This is a genomic window from Frigoribacterium sp. NBH87, assembly GCF_014217665.1.
Taxonomy (GTDB): domain Bacteria; phylum Actinomycetota; class Actinomycetes; order Actinomycetales; family Microbacteriaceae; genus Frigoribacterium; species Frigoribacterium endophyticum.
On sequence record NZ_CP043650.1, the window covers coordinates 922448 to 939203 of the forward strand.

Below are 16756 nucleotides of genomic sequence, written 5' to 3' on the forward strand. Positions count from 1 at the left end.
ACCCTGCTCACAGGGTCCGCCGTTCGTCCGTCCAGGCCGCACACGGCCGACGTCGGACGGGCGTGCTTAGATCGTCGGCGATGATGCAGACTCTCCTCCTCGCCGCAGCCACCGCCCCCGACGCCCCCGTCGACTTCGACTGGGACGCCTTCTGGGCGATGTGGGGCGTGCCGATCCGCATCGCCGCCATCTTGCTGATCGCCGTGCTGCTGCGGATCGTGCTGCACTTCGCGATCCGACGGGTGGTCGACCAGGTCGTCTCGGGCATCAAGCGGAAGCAGAACGTCGACGACACGCAGGCGCTCGTCGCCTCGCCCCTCGCGGCGGTGCGGGTGGTGCAGCGCACGCGCACCCTCGGCAGCGTGCTGAACAACGTCGTGACCGTCGTCATCTCGGCGGTCGCCCTCGTGCTCGTGCTCGGCGAGCTCGACTTCGACGTCGTGGCGATCGTCGGCGCGGCGAGCGTCGTCGGCGCCGGTCTCGCGTTCGGCGCCCAGAACATCGTGAAGGACCTGCTCAACGGCATCTTCATGGTCGCGGAGGACCAGCTCGGCGTCGGCGACGTCGTCGACGTCGGCCCGGCCGTCGGCGTGGTCGAGGCCGTGGGCATCCGCGTCACCCAGGTGCGCGACGTGAACGGCGTGCTCTGGTTCGTCCGCAACGGCGAGATCCTGCGGGTGGGCAACATGTCGCAGGGGTGGAGCCGCGTCGTCATCGACCTGGCCGTCCCCTACGACGCCGACGTCGAGGCCGTGCAGGACGCCATGCTCGCGAGCGCGAACGAGCTCGCGGCGACCCCGAAGTGGAAGCGCTCGGTGATCGACGTGCCCGAGGTGTGGGGCATCCAGTCGATCTCCGACGAGCACGTGGTCATCCGGGTCGTCGTGAAGACGCGCTCGGCCGACCGCGACACCGTCGACCGCGAGCTGCGGGCACGGCTCAAGAGGGCCACCGACGCCATGGGCATCACGCTGCCGTCGCTGACGAGCGTCGTCCTCACCGGCTTCGACAGCGCCTCCTCGGTGCAGGGCTCCAAGCCGCCGCACACCGTGCCGACCCCGCACCAGCCCGCTCCCCGGGGGCGTCGGCGATGAGCGGCGGCATCCCCCTCACCCCGCGCCCTGCCGGTGACGGTGCCCCGCCGGGGGCCGGCGGCCCGGCTCAGCCCGCCGACTCGGCACAGCCGGTCACGCTGCGCCGGGGGCTCGGTGACGACGCCGCGCAGGGCGTCTTCTGGGAGCAGATCGGCGGCCGGGCCGCCTTCGAGCGGCTCGTGCGCCACTTCTACGAGGGCGTCCGCACCGACGAGCTGCTCTGGCCGATGTACCCGGAGCACGACCTCGAGGGCGCGATCCAGCGCCTCACCGGCTTCCTCGAGCAGTACTGGGGCGGCCCGACGACCTACAGCGACGAGCGCGGCCACCCCCGGCTGCGGATGCGGCACATGCCGTTCACGATCACGCCGGAGGCGCGTGACCGGTGGCTGCACCACATGCGGGCCGCTGTCGACGAGCTGCAGCTCTCTCCCCTCCACGACGCGACCCTGTGGGCGTACCTCGACCGGGCCGCCCACGCCATGGTGAACGCGATGCCGGCGCCCGGCGACCGCTGACGACCGGCGTCGGGCCGACCGGACCTGCGCCGGCCCCGGCGCCGATGCCGTGCTCTGCCCGCGGCTGCGGGTGAGGGTGCGGCTAGAGCAGGCCGCCGCGGCGCTTGACGAGCACGTGGCCCCGGCTCGTCGTGACCCGGGTCCACGGGCCGGTCTCGAGCACGGAGACGGGCTCGTCGTCGCCGAGGAACCCCAGGCTGAGCGCGGCGAACGCGGCCGCGGCGGGGAGGTGCTCCGCGCCGGGGACGGGGCGCGACCACACCTCGGAGCGCACGCGGGTGACGATCTGCTCGCCCGTCTCCGACCCGAGGGCCGTCGCGACCTCGTCGATGCCGGCCGTCGCGGTCTCGCGCAGCTGCGTCTCGTCGGCGGGCGCCAGCCGGCTCCAGCCGCCGCGCGGCGGTGAGATGGCGGCCCAGGTCACCGTGTTCACCTCGACGGGGAGCGTCGCCGTCACCGCGGCCGTGGGGTCGACGACGTCGTTCTGGAGTCGCACGAGGCGCTCGGTCAGCGACCGCACCGGCACCACGGCGTCGAAGCTCGGCCGGTCGACGAGCTGGAAGGTGCGCAGCCCCAGCACGGTCGGGCTCTGGTCGAGCAGCCCCGAGGGGTAGAAGACCGCGACGTACACGGCGAGCACGCCGTCGCCGGCGATCAGCCGGACCGAGCCGTCCTCGACGCGGGCGGCACGCCCCAGGAAGGTCGCGAGGTCGCTCAGGGACAGGGAGTCTGGGAGGGTGAATGTACGGCTCATCGGCCCCCTAAACTACATCGGATGACCGCCTCTCCCCTGCAGAGCCTCCTCTCGACCCTCGACCTCGCGCCGGCCGGCTCGGTCGACGGCCAGGACGTCTTCACGGGCACGTCGCAGCCCGAGCCGCTGGGCCGGGTCTTCGGCGGTCAGGTCATGGCCCAGTCGCTCGTCGCGGCCCAGCGCACCATCGGGCCGGAGCGCCCCGTGCACTCGCTGCACGCGTACTTCCTCCGCCCGGGCGACCTCACCGTCCCCATCACGTTCTCGGTCGACCGCATCCACGACGGTCGGTCGTTCGCGACCCGGCGCACCCAGGCGAGCCAGGACGGCGTGCCCATCCTGTCGATGATCGCGTCGTTCCAGACCCCCGACGACGGTCTCGACCACCAGGTCGACATGCCGGAGGGGCTGCCGGGCCCCGACGACGTGCCCAGCGACTCCGAGCTGCTCTCCGTCGTCGACCACCCCATCGCCCAGGCCTGGGCGAACGACCGCCCCTTCGACATGCGGCACGTGCCCTCGCCGGTGTACTTCCGCGTCGACGGCGCCCGGGTGGCGCACCAGGCCGTGTGGCTGCGCGCCACGGCGCCGATGCCCGACGACGCCGACCTGCACCGCGCGGCCCTGCTCTACGCGAGCGACTACTCCATCCTCGAGTCCATCTACCGGCGCCACGGCGTCGCCATGGTCACTCCGGGCCTCAAGGCCGCGAGCCTCGACCACGCGATGTGGTGGCACCGCGAGGCGCGCGTCGACGAGTGGCTGCTGTACGTGCAGGAGTCGCCGAACGCGATCGGCGGCCGGGGGCTCGCCCTGGGTCGCATCTACGACCGTGCCGGGCGGCTCGTCGCGAGCGTGGCCCAGGAGGGCATGGTCCGGGTGCCGCGCCGTCAGGTGGCGCCGGAGGCGTGACCTCGGGGTCAGAAACGACCCAGGGCTCAGCGCCCGCCGGTGATCAGCGTCGCCGGAAGCTCAGGGGCTCCTCCAGGTACGGCGACCAGGCCTCACGCTCGACGTCGGAGATGCGCCTCGGCCGGTTCGTCGCCGAGTCGACGAGCACGATGGTGGTGGCCGCCCGGGTGAAGAGCTGCGCAGGCTCGACGCCGACGGGCGACCAGACCTCGTAGCAGACCTCGAGGCTGGCGCCCCCGAGACGGCCGACCCAGAGCTGGACGTCGAGCGGCGCCCGCAGGTACGGGATCGGCACGAGGTACTCGAGCTCCTGACGGGCGATGAGCGTCATCGTCGCCGCGTCGGGCCGCCCGTCGAGCACGGCGGCGCTCGACAGCTCGTCGATGGTGCCGTCGGGTGACCAGAACGCGTCGATGCGCGCCTCCTCCAGGAGGCGCAGCATCGACGCGTTGTTCACGTGCCGGTACCCGTCGAGGTCGCTCCAGCGGACCCGGGTCGGCACGTGCAGGCGGGTCATCTCAGTCGCGCGTCAGCTTGCGGTACGTGGCGGAGCTGGGCTTCGCCGCGTCGGCGCCGAGACGCTCGATCTTGTTCTCCTCGTACGACTCGAAGTTGCCCTCGAACCAGTACCAGTTGGGGGTGCCGTCGTCGTTCAGGCCCTCCCACGCGAGGATGTGCGTGGCGATCCGGTCGAGGAACCACCGGTCGTGGGTGATGACCACGGCGCAGCCGGGGAACTCGAGCAGGGCGTTCTCGAGGCTGCCGAGCGTCTCGACGTCCAGGTCGTTGGTGGGCTCGTCGAGCAGCAGCAGGTTGCCGCCCTGCTTGAGGGTCAGCGCCAGGTTGAGGCGGTTGCGCTCACCACCGGAGAGGACGCCGGCCTTCTTCTGCTGGTCGGGCCCCTTGAAGCCGAACTGCGAGACGTAGGCCCGCGAGGGGATCTCCGTCTTGCCGACCTGGATGTAGTCGTGCCCCTCGGAGACGACCTCCCAGAGGTTCTTGTTCGGGTCGATGCCGCCGCGGCTCTGGTCGACGTACGAGATGTCGACCGTCTCGCCGACGCGCAGGTCGCCGCCGTCGAGCGGCTCGAGGCCGACGATGGTCTTGAACAGGGTCGTCTTGCCGACGCCGTTCGGGCCGATCACGCCGACGATGCCGTTGCGGGGCAGCGTGAAGGTGAGGTCGTCGATCAGCACGCGCTCGCCGAACTGCTTGTGCAGCTTCTTCGCGTCGATGACCTGCGAGCCGAGGCGCGGCCCGACGGGGATGACGATCTCCTCGAAGTCGAGGACCCTCGTGCGCTCGGCCTCGCTCGCCATCTCCTCGTAGCGGGCCAGACGGGCCTTGGACTTCGCCTGGCGGCCCTTGGCGTTGCTGCGCACCCACTCGAGCTCGGACGCGAGGCGCTTGGCCAGCTTGGCGTCCTTCTTGCCCTGGACCTGGAGGCGCTCGCCCTTCTTCTCGAGGTACGTCGAGTAGTTGCCCTCGTAGGGGTAGAGGCGACCACGGTCGACCTCGGCGATCCACTCGGCGACGTGGTCGAGGAAGTACCGGTCGTGGGTCACGGCGAGCACGGCGCCGGGGTACTTGCTGAGGTGCTGCTCGAGCCAGAGCACGCTCTCGGCGTCGAGGTGGTTGGTGGGCTCGTCGAGGAGGAGCAGGTCGGGCTTCTGCAGCAGGAGCTTGCAGAGGGCGACGCGGCGCTTCTCACCGCCGGAGAGGTTCGCGACCTCGGCGTCGCCCGGGGGCGTGCGGAGGGCCGACATCGCCTGCTCGAGCTGGGAGTCGAGATCCCACGCGTCGGCGGCGTCGATGTCCTCCTGGAGGGAGCCCATCTCGGCGAGCAGGGCGTCGAAGTCGGCGTCGGGCTCGGCCATCGCGGCCGAGACCTCGTTGAACCGGTCGAGCTTCTGCTTTATCGGGCCGACGCCCTCCTGCACGTTCTCGAGGACGGTCTTGGTCTCGTCGAGCTCGGGCTCCTGCATGAGGATGCCGACGGTGTAGCCGGGCGAGAGCTTGGCCTCGCCGTTGCTGGGGGTGTCGAGCCCCGCCATGATCTTGAGGATCGTCGACTTGCCGGCTCCGTTGGGGCCGACGACGCCGATCTTGGCGCCCGGGATGAAGGACATCGTGACGTCGTCGAGGATCAGCTTGTCGCCGACAGCCTTGCGGGCACGGACCATCGAGTAAATGTATTCGGCCATGGTGTCCAGTCTATGGGTCGAGCCGTGAGGCGCCGGGGGCGGGATGGGAGAGGTTCGGGGGCCGGCCCCCTGGGGGCCGGAGCGAGGAGGAGCGGGTGGTCACCAGTCGATGGCGCGGGTGGTGCCGACGAGGCAGCTGCCGTTGCCGAGCACCGGGGCGAGCTGGCTGCTGTAGCCCGCGCCGCTGGTCTGGCCGATGAGGCAGTCGCTGCCCCAGAGCACGGAGAACTGCACGGAGTCGGCGGCCCGGCCGATGGACGTGGAGTCGGGGGTGACCTCCATCGCCGCCTTGTCGAAGCCGGCGGCCACGAGGGTGTCGACCATCGAGCGCCCGTCGTTCGCGTCGACGTGCCCGCGAGCCACGAGGTCGAAGTACGCGTAGGCCTCGTCGCTCGTCGAGTCGGGCGTGATCGTCGGGTCGGCGGAGGGCTCGGCGGTCGCGGCGGCGGAGGTCGACGGCGCGGGGGCCGGTGCCTCCGTGGTGCAGCCGGTGAGGGCCGCTGCCAGCAGGGCCACGACGCCCAGTCGGAGGGCGACGGGTCGCGATCGGCTCACGGGGCACCTTCCTCGCCGCGGACCCGGGCCGGGTCGCTCTCGACCGATCGTAGCGGTCACCCGTGGCGCGGGCCCCGGCGGCACGGTGCGGGGTCGCCCGCGGCCGGGGCTAGAAGGGCGGCTCGTCGCCGCCCTCGGCGGGGTCGGAGGAGCCCGCACCTCCCCCGGCCCCGGCCGGGACGAGGGGTCCGTCCTCACCGACGGCGCCCCCGCCGGCCGACGACTCGTCGGGGCGCGCGGCGGCGACGGACGCCCAGCCCGGGGCCGCGGTGCCCCCGGCGACCGCCTCGGGGTCGGCGGGGGCCGGCGCGTCGCCCGCCGCGACTCCCGCCGGCGTCGCGGAGGCGAGGGCCCTGCTCCAGGACGACCGGCCCCAGCGCAGGTCGTGGCCGACCGCGTCGGCGTCGACCTCGACGGTCGTGCCCGACTTGTCGCTCGTCTCCCAGGGGCGGATGCGGAGGCGGCCCGTGACGACGAGCCGCTCACCCTTGTGGACGGAGGCGCCCACGTTGGCGGCGAGCGCCCGGAAGGCCGTGACGGTGTACCAGTTCGTGTCGCCGTCGACCCAGGCGTCACGGGCCCGGTCGAAGCGGCGCTGCGTGCACGCCAGGCGGAAGCTCGTGATGTCGAGCCCGGCCTCGGTCGTGACGAGTCGGGGGTCGGTGGCGACGATGCCGGTGAGGGTGATGGTGTCTGTCATGCCGGGAGTCTCGCGAGGGCGGGCGGGCCCCCCGGCCGGGCCCGCGCCTCCCTGGGGACGACGCGGGCCCGGGCCGCCCCGGGGAGGGACGGCCGGCGGGGGCTCCCCCTGCCGGCTAGTGCTCGCGGAACTCGGGGTACTCGGCGCCCGGCCCGAGCGCCGCGAACAGGGCACTCTTCGCGACGGCGAGCGTGGGGTACTCCCCGCTGAACTCGTCGCGGCCGGCGAGGCGCACGGTGAAGCCGTGGCTCGTGCGGTGGACGGAGCCGACGGCTCCGGCGGGCCCGAGGGCCAGCCAGGACTGCCCGGTCAGCTCGACCCGGTCGGTGGTCATGTGGTCGCTCATCGTCGAGCACCCTTCTCTCGGTGGCGCCCCGCACGGCGTGCGGGGCGGGTCAGGTGGCCAGGGCGTACCGGGCGTAGGCGCGGCGGACGGCGATGACCTTCGGCCGCGCCACCGCCACGCAGTACCCCTGGCCGGGGTTCTTCTCCGCGAAGTCCTGGTGCTCCTCCTCGGCGGGCCAGAAGCGGCCGAGCGGCTCGACGGTCGTGACGACCCCGCCGCCCCAGGTCGCGTCGGCACGCTCGCGGGCGCGCTCGAGGACCTCGCGCTGGGAGTCGTCGGCCGCGAAGGTCGCCGACCGGTACTGCGACCCGACGTCGGCGCCCTGGCGGTCGAGCTGACGCGGGTCGTGCACCGTGTAGAACACGTCGAGCACGACGTCGGCCGGCAGCACGGCGGGGTCGAAGGTGACGCGCACGGACTCCGCGTGCCCCGTCGAGCCCGTCACGACCTCGTCGTACGTGGGGTCGTGCGACGAGCCGCCCGTGTAGCCGGAGACGACCTCCGTGACCCCCTCCAGCGCGCGGTACACCGCGTCGAGGCACCAGAAGCAGCCACCGGCCAGGACGAACGTCGTCATGGGGCGCACGGTACTCCGCCGACCCGCGATCGACCAGGGGGCGCCGTCCCCCGATCGCTCGGGCCCCCGGCCGGGCCCGGCCCTAGGGTGAGGTCATGAGATCTCCCTTCACCCCCTACGTCGCCGACGACGAGCGGTACTCGAAGCTGGACTACGTCCGCACCGGTCGCAGCGGGCTCAAGCTGCCCCGCATCTCGCTCGGGCTCTGGAACAACTTCGGCACCGACCGTGCCCTCGAGACGCAGCGCGACATCGTCCTCCGCGCGTTCGACCGCGGCGTCACCCACTTCGACCTGGCCAACAACTACGGCCCGCCCTACGGCTCGGCCGAGGAGCAGTTCGGCCGCATCGTGGCCGCGAACCTGGTGCCCTACCGCGACGAGCTCGTCGTCTCGTCGAAGGCGGGCTACGACATGCGCCCCGGCCCCTACGGCGACGGCGGATCGCGCAAGTACCTGCTGAACTCGCTCGAGGCCAGCCTGGAGCGCACGGGCCTCGACTACGTCGACGTCTTCTACTCGCACCGCCCCGACCCCGAGACGCCGATCGAGGAGACGATGGGGGCCCTCGCGACCGCCGTGCACCAGGGCAAGGCGCTCTACGCCGGCATCTCGAACTACGGCCCGGAGCAGACGCAGGCGGCGATCGACGCCCTCGCCGACGAGGGCGTGCCCCTGCTGATCCACCAGCCGCGCTACAACATGTTCGACCGGAAGCCCGAGCAGGGCCTCTTCGAGACGCTGCTCGACAACGGCGTGGGCTCGATCGTGTTCTCGCCGCTCGCCGGCGGCCTGCTCACCAACCGGTACCTCTCGGGCAAGGCGCCGGCCGGGTCGCGGGCGGCCGAGGGCCGCTGGTTCACGGAGGACGCCCTGAGCGAGACCTACCTCGAGCGCGTGCGGGGCCTGAACGACATCGCGGAGGCGCGGGGCCAGTCGCTCGCCCAGCTCGCGCTGACCTGGGTGCTCCGTCAGCCCGCCGTCACGAGCGCCCTGATCGGTGCGTCGTCGGTCGCCCAGCTCGACGACAGCCTCGACGCCCTGCACGGAGCCGAGCTGACCGACGACGAGGTCACGGCCATCGAGCCGTTCGCCGTCGACGGGACGGGTCGCTGACGGAGCGGACACGGGCCTGACGGGCTCGGCGTCGGAGGAGGGGCGGGCCCGGTCGGGTCCGCCCCTCCTGCCGTCCCCGGCGCCGTCGTCGGGCTCCCGTCCCGGGTCGAGGCGATGTCGGTGGCAGCTCGTAGCGTCAGCCGTGTTCTCGACAGCATCGGCCGGATGACCTCAGGAGCACCTCATGACCAGCACCTCCGCGACCACCCTCCTCACGCCCCCGGCGACGCGTCCGGCGACGCAGCACCTCCCGCTCGCCGAGACCCGCGGGGGCCTGCGCCTCGTCCAGGTGCGCGACGACCTCTCCCGCGTCACGACGGCCTCGGGCGAGGTGCTCGGCTACGTCGAGAGGCACGACGACCCGCAGGGCGACCGGTGGCGGGCGAAGAGGTTCCTGGCCCGTCAGCGGCGCTTCGTCGAGATCGGCGACTTCTGGAGCCGCAGCGACGCGACCGACTGCTTCCGGTTCGCCTGAGCCTCGGCTCGCCCGCGACCGGGCCCCGGCAACCTTCGACCTCGGCTGTAGAGTTCGCGCATGCAGTGGTGGAACAGTCTCGTCCGGTGGGTCCAGAGCGATGACGGGTGGCGCGTCGTCTCCGAGGCGGTGGTGCCGTTCGTGGCGATCCTCGTCGCCGGCGTCGTCGCCGCCCTGATCGGGAGGGCCGCCCTGAAGCGCGTCGTCCGTCTGCACGACGACGAGGCGAAGGCCTCCGCGATCGCAGGCATCGTCGCGGCGTCGCGCAAGGCGGCGACGTGGAGCTCGCTCGGGGCGGAGGAGCGCACCTTCACGGACCACCTCGCCCAGGAGGCGGAGGTCCGTCTGCGCCTCCTGCCCGTGACCGGCTCGGGCCTCGCCGCCTCGTGGGCCGAGCACCAGCTCGGCGAGATCAAGCGTGACTCCGCCAGCTACGGCCACCAGCCCGAGCAGTCGCTGGCGGAGTTCCGCGACCGCCTGCTCGACTGGCAGAGCCGCCCGTCGCGGGCCAAGAAGCTCTTCCGGGCGGACCTGGAGCGGTGGCGCTACGAGGACGCCGAGCAGGCGACCGAGGCCGAGCAGCGTCAGCGCGACTGGAAGGCCGAGCGCGACGGGCAGAGAGCGGCACCGGCCTCCGGCTCAGGCCCCGCCGCCCCCGCCCGTCGGGCAGACGAGCCCGTCGAGGTCACGCCGTTCGTGCCGGAGCGACGGACGCCGACGGCGCCCACGCCGCTGACCGACGAGCACGCCGCCTTCCGCCCGACGTCGCCGGCCCGTCACGAGCCCGTGCGGCCCCGCGAGCAGGCGCCCACGGAGGCGATGCCCGCCCAGCGGGACTCGTCCGACGACGGGGACGACGACACCGACCGCTACGGCGACCCGGTCAGCGCGACGCAGGTCCGCGACCGGACGACACCCGACGCGTAGCGGGTGCCCTCGGCAGGGATCGAACCTGAGACCGGGAGATGAGAAGCACCACGAAGATCTCGTCACGGTGCCCTCGGCAGGGATCGAACCTGCGACCGGGAGATGAGAAGCACCACGAAGATCTCGTCACGGTGCCCTCGGCAGGGATCGAACCTGCGACCAAGAGATGAGAAGCACCACGAAGATCTCGTCACGGTGCCCTCGGCAGGGATCGAACCTGCGACCAAGAGATTAGAAGGCTCCTGCTCTATCCGCTGAGCTACGAGGGCGTGGGCCCCACGATACCGTGCCCGCTCAGACGGCCAGGGCGAGCGCGCCGAGCAGCTGGTCGAGCCGCGGCACCCCGGCGGCGCGGAACACCTCGCTGCCGGCCCGGTCGAGCACCACGATCGTCGGCGTGCTGCGGACGTCGCGGGCCTCCGCCTCGTCGGGCCGGGCGACGACGTCGGCCTCGTCCACCTCGAGCAGCGGCACCAGGGCCGAGGCCTCGGCCACGACGGCGCGGGCCGCGTGGCAGGGGCCGCAGAACGCGGACGTGTACAGCTCGACCTTCATGCCCCCGTACAACGAGGAGGCGCGGGGAGATGTTCCCCGCGCCTCCTCGTCCACCTGCCGTGGCGTCAGAACGTGCCGAACTCGTCGGTGCGGTCGCCACGGTTCTCGAGGGCGTCGACCGGGTCGCTGTCGGCCTCGTCGAGCTTGTAGTGCACCTGCAGCTGCTCGCCGTTCATCTTCGCCTCGCGCACCTTGTACACGAAGCCGGTCTCGATGCCCTCGACGAGCACGTAGTCGACGATCTCGTCCTCGTAGGAGCCGTTGAAGCTCGTGCGGGTGTCGGTGCTGCCGTCGCTCGGTCCGCCCTCGAAGAAGACGACGTACTCGGATCCCTCGGCCACGGTGGGCTTGCTGTCTGTCATGCCACCCTTCTACCAGGAGGCGCGGACCGAGCGCCCAGGAAGGTCGCGCCTCAGGGGCAGCGCCCGAGCCCGAGCGTGTCGGCCCCCGACGCTAGAGTGGCGGCATGGCTTCCACGAACGACCGGCTGGTCTGGATCGACTGCGAGATGACCGGGCTCGACATCGCGGTCGACGAGCTGGTCGAGGTGGCCGTCGTCGTCACCGACTTCGACCTCACGCCCGTGCACCCCGGCTTCACGATCGTGATCAAGCCCGACCAGTCGGCGCTCGACAACATGAACGAGTTCGTCACCGACATGCACACCTCCTCCGGCCTGCTGGAGGAGATCCCCGGCGGCGTCAGCCTCGCCGAGGCCGAGTACGAGGTGCTCGAGTACATCCTCAAGTACGTCCCCACCGAGCAGCACGCCCCCCTGGCCGGCAACACGATCGGCACCGACCGCGCCTTCCTCGCGAAGTACATGCCGCGGGTCGACGGCCACCTGCACTACCGCAGCGTCGACGTCTCCTCCATCAAGGAGCTCGCCCGCCGCTGGTTCCCCCGCGTCTACTTCAACGCCCCGCAGAAGCACGGCGGCCACCGGGCCCTCGCCGACATCCTCGAGTCCATCCGCGAGCTCGAGTACTACCGCCGTGCCGGCTTCGTCGCCGACCCCGGGCCCACCACCGACGACGTCCAGGCGATCTCGAAGGCCGTCGTGGACGAATGGGCCTCCCGGCTGTAGTAGAGTCTTCTCGTTGCGATCGCTCCGGCGGCCGCACATGGTGGGTATAGCTCAGCTGGTAGAGCGCCTGGTTGTGGTCTAGGAGGCCGCGGGTTCAAGCCCCGTTACTCACCCAAATAGAAAGGCCCTGCCCTACGAGGCAGGGCCTTTTTTGGGTTCAGTGCTTGTTCGGTCTCAGATGCGCGAGCGCATCTGAGACGCCAAATGGGAAGGCCCTGACCTACGAGGCAGGGCCTTTTTTGGGTTCCGTGCTTTTTGGTCTCAGATGCGCGAGCGCATCTGAGACGCCAAATGGAAAGGCCCTGCCCTACGAGGCAGGGCCTTTTTTGGGTTCCGTGCTTGTTCGGTCTCAGATGCGCGAGCGCATCTGAGACGTCGTCGATGGCTGGGCGGGCGGGTCGGTCACGAAAGGTGGCTGGGCGGACGGGTCAGTCATGAGTGGTGTCCGATGGGCGGGATGGGGGCGGGGCCGGTAGGACTGAGGGGTGAGAGACGCGGGAGGGGCGGGGCGCGAGGCGCCGGCGTCGTGGTGGGGGCTCGTCGTCGCGGGGGTGGCGTTCATCGCGCTCGGGGTCGGGGCGTTCCTGACGTACAGCTACTGGGGGTGGGACGGGCGCATCTCTGGCCTGATCTTCATCGGCCCGGTCCTGGGCGTCTGGTTCATCGTGTGGGGCGTGGGCAAGGGGGCCCGGGAGGCGGCGCACCGGATGCGCGTGGCGCGTGCGGCCGATCATCCGCCCGACCCGATGGGGGTCGACTGAGGGCTCAGGCGGGGTGTGGGAGCCTGAGCGGGTGAGCGACGACCGAGCAGCCGGCATCGACCCGTCCGAGGTGAGCGCCGAGCAGTTCGACGACATGGTCGTCGCCGAGCTCGACCTCCTGCCCGACGACATGGTCGACGGCCTCGACAACGTCGTCTTCGTCACCGAGGACCGCCCGGAGGACGGCACGCTCGACCTGCTCGGCCTCTACGACGGCGTCGCCCTCACCGAACGCGGCAGCTACGGCTTCGGCGAGCTGCCCGACCGCATCGTCCTCTACCGCGAGCCCCACCTCGCCGCCGTCGACCACGTCGACGAGCTGCGCGACGAGATCCACGTCACGCTCGTGCACGAGATCGCCCACTTCTACGGCATCGACGACGACCAGCTGCACCAGCTCGGCTGGGCCTAGCGGCGCCTCCCCGTGCCTCGATCTGGGCCCTGACTCGTGGCGAGGGCCCAGGACGAGTCACCTCGCCGGCGACGGCGACGGCGTCGGCACCGGCGTCACAGGCACCCGGACGACCACGTCGGCGAGCGACCGCGGCCGCTCAGCCGCGAGGTGCGCCTCCTCCTGCCCGGCCCAGACCTCCCACCACGGCTCGTAGGCCGCGCCGTCGCGGGCCAGCGCCCGTCGACGCCGCTCCCCCGCGTCGAGCTCCAGCCACACCGACAGGGTCGCGAGCCCCGAGGAGGCGCGGGTCAGCGACCCGGCGCCCTCCACCACCACCGAGACGGCCGGGTCGAGCGTCCGCCGCTCCCCCGGCACGTCGGCGTCCCAGTCCCACGTGGTCCAGCCCGGCTCGCGCCCGACGAGCAGCGACTCCTCGACGACCCGGGAGGCCGCCGCGAGGCCGTGCCAGCCGGGGTAGACGTCGTCGAGGTGCACCAGCTGGACCGGCCCGAGGGCACCGGGCCACGCCGCGACCAGGCGACGCGCGAGCGTCGTCTTGCCCGAGCCGGAGCGGCCGTCGACGAGCAGCACCACGCGGTCGGCGCCGACCCGCGACTCCTCGGCTCGCCGCAGCAGGGCGCCCACGAGGGCGTCGTCGACGGCCGCTGACCACTCCTCAGGCAAGGACGAACTCCCAGGTGCCGGCCACGACGGCCGCGGCGACCGCCGCCGCCGCGATGAGCACCCCGATCGCGACGAGCACGAGGTCGCGGCCCGCGACGCGCGACGGCCGGGCCCAGGTGCGCTCGGCGTCGGAGCCGAAGCCCTTCGCCTCCATCGCCGTCGCCAGCTTGCTGCCGCGGCGCACCGACAGCACCAGCAGCGAGAACGCCTGCCCGCCGAAGCGGCGCGCCGCCGCGACGGGGCCCCGGCCGTCCGCGACGCCGCGCGCCCGCCGGGCGAGGGCCAGCTGCCGCCAGTCGTCGGCGAACAGCCCGGCGAGCCGGAGGCCGGCGAGGCCGCCGAGCACGAACCGCGCGGGCAGGTGCAGCACCTGCGCGAGGCCGTCGGCGAGGTCGGTCGGGTCGGTCGTCGCGAGCAGGACGATGCCCGGCACGCCCACCGCCAAGATGCGCAGGCCGATGGCGAGGGCCAGCGAGAGCGACCCGTCGGTCACGCTGATCCACCAGACCTGCAGCAGCACGGCCCCCTCGTCGCGGCCGTAGAGGGCCGTGACGAGCACCGACGTCGGTGCGGCGATCCACAGCGGGGCGGTGCGACGCAGCAGCTGCCGCGCCGAGAGCCCCGCCCACGGCAGCAGCAGCAGCTCGAGCACGAGGGCGACCCCGGCCGAGACCGCGTCGATCGAGAGCAGCAGCACGAGCGACACGACCAGCGCCGCGAGCAGCTTCGCCACCGGGTTCAGGCGGCCGACGAGCCGGTCGGTCTCGACGGCCGCGAGCAGGCTCACGCGACGGCCTCGCGCCCGACGGGCCGCTCGAGGGCGACGACGTCGTCGGCGAGGGCGGCGACGAACTCGGCGTCGTGCGTCACGGCCACCACCGAGCGCCCCTCGTCGACGAGCTCGGCGAGCAGCGCGACGAGCTCACGCCAGGTGCGGGCGTCCTGCCCGAAGGTCGGCTCGTCGAGCACGAGGAGGCGCGGCCGCGACGCGAGGACGGTCGCGACGCTGAGCCGCCGCTTCTCGCCGCCCGAGAGCGTGAACGGGTTGGCGCCGGCGAGGTGGTCGAGGCGCAGGCGGGCCAGGAGCTCGTCGACCCGGGAGGCGACCTCCGCGGGCGACTCGCCCAGCGCCTCCGGCCCCACCGCCAGCTCACGGCGGACGGTCGCGGTGAGGAACTGGTGCTCAGGGTCCTGGAAGACCGTGCCGACCCGCGAGAGCAGCTGCCGCGAGCGCCACCGGGCGGGCGACGGCCCGGCGCCGGCAGCGAGCAGGTCGGTCGCCCGGAGCGCACCGCCCGCCGGAGGCAGCAGCCCGGCGAGGGTCAGGGCGAGGGTCGACTTGCCCGCGCCGTTCGGCCCGGTCAGCACGAGGGCGCGCCCGTCGTCGACGACGAGGTCGACGCCGGTCGCCACGGCGGGCCCGCGGGCCCCGCGGCGCCCCACGGCGAGGCCCGAGGCCTCGAGCAGGGGTCCGGACGAGGAGGCGCGGTGCCGGTGGGGCAGGGCCGGCGCGGCCCCCGGCACCCACACCCCCGCCTCCGTCAGCCGGACGCGCTCGTGCCCGAGCACGTCGTCGGGCCGGCCGTCGGCGAGCACGCCGCCCCCCGCGGCGAGCACGACGACCCGGTCGACGACGGGCAGCCAGACCGAGACGCGGTGCTCGACGACGACGAGGGTCGCGCCCGTGGCCTCGACGACGCGGGCCACGGCGTCGCGCACCTCGACGACCCCCTCCGGGTCGAGGTTCGCCGTCGGCTCGTCGAGCAGCACGAGGCCGGGCCTCATCGCGAGGGCCCCGGCGAGCGCGAGGCGCTGCTTCTGCCCGCCGCTGAGCTGGGCGGTCGGCCACGAGCGCGGCAGGTCGAGCCCGACCGCGTCGAGGGCCTCGTCGACCCGACGCCAGGTCTCGTCACGGGGCACGCCGACGTTCTCGCAGCCGAAGGCGACGTCGTCGCCGACGCGGGCGAGCACGACCTGCGAGTCAGGGTCCTGCAACACGAGGCCCACCCGCCCGCGCTGCTCGGCCGGCGGGCGGCCGTCGACCAGCAGCTCACCGGTCGCGTCCCCCTCCTCGTCGCCGCCCAGCACGCCGGCGAGGCCCGCGAGCAGCGTCGACTTGCCGGCGCCGGAGGCCCCGAGCAGCAGCACGCGCTCCCCGGGCTCGACGACGAGGTCGAGCCCGGAGACCGCCGGTCGCAGCCGGCCGGCGTGGCGCCACCCCCAGCCGCGGGCGTCGACCCGGGCCCCGGAGGCGGTCGTCACGTCGTCGGCAGCGGTCGGCTCAGACGCGGGCCTCGGCCGAGCGGCCCGAGGCGAAGCGGCTGAGGGCGCCGGTGCGGGCGAGGCCCCGCGCCGCGAGCCACGAGAGCAGGCCGGCGAGCAGCACGCCCGAGACGACGGCGCTGACGCCGTAGACGACCTTGTACTCGATCGCGGTGGCGGCGATCGACGAGAACGAGGTGTCGAGCAGCGCGACGACGACGCCCGCGCCGGCGCCGGCGAGCAGGGCCACGTGGAGGCGCCAGGTCGTGTACAGGAACGCCGCGAGCACCAGCTCGGCCCCGAGGCCCTGCAGCACGCCCCAGATCAGCGTCGAGAAGCCCCACTGCGTGCCGATCAGCATCGAGACGACGGCGGCCATGACCTCGGTGTAGATCGCGGCGCCGGGCTTGCGGATGACGAGCCCGCCGAGCACGCCGGCGAACAGCCAGCCGCCGGCGAGGAGGCCCGAGAGCCCCGGCAGGAACGACAGGGCGCTGTCGAGCGGGGTCCAGGCGAGGCCCCAGGCCCAGAAGACGACGCCGCAGGCGACGCCGATGACGCTCGCGACGACGATGTCGACGACGCGCCAGCGGCGCGACGGCTTCCTCGGCGAGGTGGCGGCCGGACGTTCGTCGCGGCTCGAGGACGACTCGTTCGCGGACACGGAAACAGACATGTTCTCTCCTCCCTGCGCTGGCATGATCCAGATCAGGTTCGACGGTCGAAGCGTGGATCGCTTCCTCTCAGCCCGGATCACCGGACTCCCGTGTGTGTGCCGCCGAGCATAGCCCAGTCGAGAGGGTCTGCTCGTTGCCATCTGGTATCACAGCAGATAC

22 protein-coding genes, 2 tRNA genes and 1 riboswitch are annotated in these 16756 nt (G+C 72.9%); of the genes, 10 read left to right on the forward strand and 14 right to left on the reverse strand.

What is annotated here, in order from left to right; translation table 11 throughout:
* Window positions 1–80 precede the first annotated feature (80 nt).
* Both F1C15_RS04290 and F1C15_RS04295 read left to right on the forward strand, forming a co-directional pair.
* Window positions 81–1094 carry a mechanosensitive ion channel family protein gene (locus F1C15_RS04290; protein WP_255465482.1) on the forward strand — a complete coding sequence of 338 codons (1014 nt, stop codon included), beginning with the start codon at window positions 81–83 and terminating at the stop codon, window positions 1092–1094.
* The gene (locus F1C15_RS04295; protein ID WP_185233173.1) at window positions 1091–1612 is read left to right on the forward strand and encodes a globin; all 522 of its coding nucleotides are present in this window, start codon (window positions 1091–1093) and stop codon (window positions 1610–1612) included. Before F1C15_RS04290 ends, F1C15_RS04295 begins: the two co-directional genes overlap by 4 nt.
* Before the next feature lie 82 nt (window positions 1613–1694).
* On the opposite strand, the gene F1C15_RS04300 is transcribed toward F1C15_RS04295, so the two are convergent.
* Window positions 1695–2366, reverse strand: a complete 672-nt coding sequence (locus F1C15_RS04300) for a hypothetical protein (protein WP_056056467.1) — start codon at window positions 2364–2366, stop codon at window positions 1695–1697.
* A gap of 21 nt (window positions 2367–2387) precedes the next feature.
* Here F1C15_RS04300 and F1C15_RS04305 point away from each other — a divergent pair, with 21 nt between their 5' ends.
* Window positions 2388–3278, forward strand: a complete 891-nt coding sequence (locus F1C15_RS04305; protein WP_185233175.1) for an acyl-CoA thioesterase II — start codon at window positions 2388–2390, stop codon at window positions 3276–3278.
* 43 nt (window positions 3279–3321) lie between these two features.
* Here the strand turns inward: F1C15_RS04305 and F1C15_RS04310 are convergent, their stop codons facing one another.
* The 6 genes from F1C15_RS04310 to msrA form a co-directional block, all read right to left on the reverse strand.
* Window positions 3322–3795 carry a thioesterase family protein gene (locus tag F1C15_RS04310; protein ID WP_056056469.1) on the reverse strand — a complete coding sequence of 158 codons (474 nt, stop codon included), beginning with the start codon at window positions 3793–3795 and terminating at the stop codon, window positions 3322–3324.
* Window position 3796: 1 nt separating this feature from the next.
* On the reverse strand, window positions 3797–5482 hold the full coding sequence (gene ettA / locus F1C15_RS04315; protein ID WP_056056470.1) for an energy-dependent translational throttle protein EttA: 1686 nt from the start codon (window positions 5480–5482) through the stop codon (window positions 3797–3799).
* Between the two features lie 99 nt (window positions 5483–5581).
* On the reverse strand, window positions 5582–6037 hold the full coding sequence (locus F1C15_RS04320; RefSeq protein ID WP_185233177.1) for a hypothetical protein: 456 nt from the start codon (window positions 6035–6037) through the stop codon (window positions 5582–5584).
* 109 nt (window positions 6038–6146) lie between these two features.
* A complete protein-coding gene (locus F1C15_RS04325; RefSeq protein ID WP_056056472.1) occupies window positions 6147–6737 on the reverse strand; it encodes a single-stranded DNA-binding protein in 591 nt (196 codons plus the stop codon).
* Between the two features lie 115 nt (window positions 6738–6852).
* Window positions 6853–7083, reverse strand: coding sequence for a hypothetical protein (locus F1C15_RS04330; RefSeq protein ID WP_056056473.1), 231 nt, complete (start codon window positions 7081–7083; stop codon window positions 6853–6855).
* Window positions 7084–7132: 49 nt separating this feature from the next.
* A complete protein-coding gene (msrA, locus tag F1C15_RS04335; RefSeq protein ID WP_185233179.1) occupies window positions 7133–7660 on the reverse strand; it encodes a peptide-methionine (S)-S-oxide reductase MsrA in 528 nt (175 codons plus the stop codon).
* A 95-nt stretch (window positions 7661–7755) separates the two neighbouring features.
* Between msrA and F1C15_RS04340 the strand changes: the two genes are divergently transcribed.
* The 3 genes from F1C15_RS04340 to F1C15_RS04350 all read left to right on the forward strand — a co-directional run bounded on the left by F1C15_RS04340 (window position 7756) and on the right by F1C15_RS04350 (window position 10177).
* Window positions 7756–8775: an aldo/keto reductase gene (locus tag F1C15_RS04340; protein WP_185233181.1), complete on the forward strand. Its 1020-nt coding sequence runs from the start codon at window positions 7756–7758 to the stop codon at window positions 8773–8775.
* 184 nt (window positions 8776–8959) lie between these two features.
* Window positions 8960–9250, forward strand: coding sequence for a hypothetical protein (locus F1C15_RS04345; protein ID WP_082514516.1), 291 nt, complete (start codon window positions 8960–8962; stop codon window positions 9248–9250).
* Window positions 9251–9310: 60 nt separating this feature from the next.
* The gene (locus F1C15_RS04350) at window positions 9311–10177 is read left to right on the forward strand and encodes a hypothetical protein (protein ID WP_185233183.1); all 867 of its coding nucleotides are present in this window, start codon (window positions 9311–9313) and stop codon (window positions 10175–10177) included.
* Between the two features lie 196 nt (window positions 10178–10373).
* Here the strand turns inward: F1C15_RS04350 and F1C15_RS04355 are convergent.
* The 3 genes from F1C15_RS04355 to F1C15_RS04365 form a co-directional block, all read right to left on the reverse strand.
* Window positions 10374–10446: transfer RNA gene (locus tag F1C15_RS04355), tRNA-Arg, on the reverse strand.
* A gap of 25 nt (window positions 10447–10471) precedes the next feature.
* Window positions 10472–10732 (reverse strand): thioredoxin family protein, encoded by a 261-nt coding sequence (locus F1C15_RS04360; protein ID WP_056056477.1) that lies wholly within the window; start codon window positions 10730–10732, stop codon window positions 10472–10474.
* Window positions 10733–10797: 65 nt separating this feature from the next.
* Window positions 10798–11094: an oligoribonuclease gene (locus F1C15_RS04365; RefSeq protein WP_185233184.1), complete on the reverse strand. Its 297-nt coding sequence runs from the start codon at window positions 11092–11094 to the stop codon at window positions 10798–10800.
* 104 nt (window positions 11095–11198) lie between these two features.
* On the opposite strand from F1C15_RS04365, the gene orn reads away from it, so the two are divergent.
* The 4 genes from orn to F1C15_RS04385 all read left to right on the forward strand — a co-directional run bounded on the left by orn (window position 11199) and on the right by F1C15_RS04385 (window position 12992).
* Window positions 11199–11819, forward strand: coding sequence for an oligoribonuclease (gene orn / locus F1C15_RS04370; protein WP_056056479.1), 621 nt, complete (start codon window positions 11199–11201; stop codon window positions 11817–11819).
* 40 nt (window positions 11820–11859) lie between these two features.
* Window positions 11860–11932, forward strand: a tRNA-His gene (locus F1C15_RS04375).
* Window positions 11933–12304: 372 nt separating this feature from the next.
* On the forward strand, window positions 12305–12580 hold the full coding sequence (locus F1C15_RS04380) for a hypothetical protein (protein ID WP_185233185.1): 276 nt from the start codon (window positions 12305–12307) through the stop codon (window positions 12578–12580).
* A gap of 94 nt (window positions 12581–12674) precedes the next feature.
* Complete coding sequence (locus F1C15_RS04385) at window positions 12675–12992, forward strand: metallopeptidase family protein (protein ID WP_056058815.1); 318 nt, start codon at window positions 12675–12677, stop codon at window positions 12990–12992.
* Between the two features lie 57 nt (window positions 12993–13049).
* Here the strand turns inward: F1C15_RS04385 and F1C15_RS04390 are convergent, their stop codons facing one another.
* From F1C15_RS04390 to F1C15_RS04405, 4 genes are all read right to left on the reverse strand, one after another.
* Window positions 13050–13658 (reverse strand): hypothetical protein, encoded by a 609-nt coding sequence (locus F1C15_RS04390; RefSeq protein WP_255465484.1) that lies wholly within the window; start codon window positions 13656–13658, stop codon window positions 13050–13052.
* A complete protein-coding gene (locus F1C15_RS04395) occupies window positions 13651–14445 on the reverse strand; it encodes an energy-coupling factor transporter transmembrane protein EcfT (RefSeq protein ID WP_185233186.1) in 795 nt (264 codons plus the stop codon). The genes F1C15_RS04390 and F1C15_RS04395 overlap by 8 nt, the downstream gene beginning before the upstream one ends.
* On the reverse strand, window positions 14442–15920 hold the full coding sequence (locus F1C15_RS04400; RefSeq protein ID WP_185233187.1) for an ABC transporter ATP-binding protein: 1479 nt from the start codon (window positions 15918–15920) through the stop codon (window positions 14442–14444). Before F1C15_RS04400 ends, F1C15_RS04395 begins: the two co-directional genes overlap by 4 nt.
* A 19-nt stretch (window positions 15921–15939) precedes the next feature.
* Complete coding sequence (locus tag F1C15_RS04405) at window positions 15940–16596, reverse strand: ECF transporter S component (RefSeq protein ID WP_056056482.1); 657 nt, start codon at window positions 16594–16596, stop codon at window positions 15940–15942.
* Window positions 16588–16698, reverse strand: a riboswitch (TPP riboswitch). (Overlaps the previous gene by 9 nt.)
* Between the last annotated feature and the right edge of the window lie 58 nt (window positions 16699–16756).